Origin of the sequence: Sabulicella flocculans (assembly GCF_045449635.1) — a bacterium.
Taxonomy (GTDB): Bacteria; Pseudomonadota; Alphaproteobacteria; order Acetobacterales; family Acetobacteraceae; genus Roseococcus.
This window is the reverse complement of record NZ_JBJJBR010000058.1, coordinates 1-947: the sequence shown is the minus strand read 5'-3', so window position 1 is coordinate 947 and position 947 is coordinate 1. Positions and strand designations below refer to the sequence as shown.

Annotated in this window: 2 pseudogenes; both read right to left on the bottom strand. The window is 74.2% G+C overall.

The features are described 5' to 3' along the window. Positions 1 to 228 (bottom strand): annotated as a pseudogene (locus tag ACI6QG_RS19595) (hypothetical protein); the annotation flags it as partial. Positions 229 to 233: 5 nt separating this feature from the next. Then, positions 234 to 947: pseudogene (locus ACI6QG_RS19590) on the bottom strand (tape measure protein); the annotation flags it as partial.

Sequence of the window (947 nt, the reverse complement as noted above, 5' to 3'; positions counted from 1 at the left end):
GCGGACGGTGTTCACCGAGCCGGCCAGCGCCGCGAGCAGCCCTTCGAGCAGGCCGGCGCGCACGCGGTCGAGCGGATCGAAGGTGGCCTGCGCCACCCAGCGCGCGCCCTCGCGCCGCAGCACCTGGGTGGCGCGAGTGACCGGCGAGACGAAGCGCGTGGTGTTGTGCTGCAGGTAAAAGGTCAGCCGCGTCGGGCGCAGCGCGTCGGGCCAGGCATACTCCACCATGGCAGCTACCCCCGCACCGTCTCGTAGGCGCTGCCGCCGCGGCGGATGGCGTCGAGCGTCATCGCCGAGGCCTGCCGCGCGATCTGCCCGGCGAGCAGCCGCAGCCGCGCCTCGACGCCGGCGTCCGCGCCGCGCGCGTCGATGTTGATGGTCTGCTGGATGACCGGGCCGCCGGGCACCATGCCGTTCGGCAGCACCGTGCCGCCGCGGTCGGGCACGAACCATTCGGGCCCGCGCTCGCCGACGATGTAGGGCTGGCCGGCCGAGACCGGCCCACCCTCGGCCCGGAACAGCCCACCGAGCCAGGAGCCGATGCCGTCGAACCAGCCCCCGGCGCCGAAGCTGGTGAGTCCGGCCGAGACGGCATTGCCGAGCGGCTCGGTGATCGTGCGCCGGGCGATGATGCGGGTGATGTCCTGCAGCAGGCCCTGCATGACCTTCGACAGCTTGTCGCCGCGCACGATCGCGTCCTCGAACGCGGAGGAGAACGCGAAGCCGAGCTCCCGCGCCGCCTCCCGCGTGCCCTCGGTGCTGCGCTGCAGCCGGCGCTCGGCCTCCTCCAGATCCTCCAGCGCGCGCTGCGCCTCGCGCCCGATCGTCTCCTCCGGGATCGGCCGGCCGGCGCGCTCGGCGCGCTGCACCAGGTCGCCGAGCCGCTCCAGCCGGCGCTGGTAGCGCTCATAGGCGGTCTCGTTGTCCTGGATGAGCCGCTCGCGCTC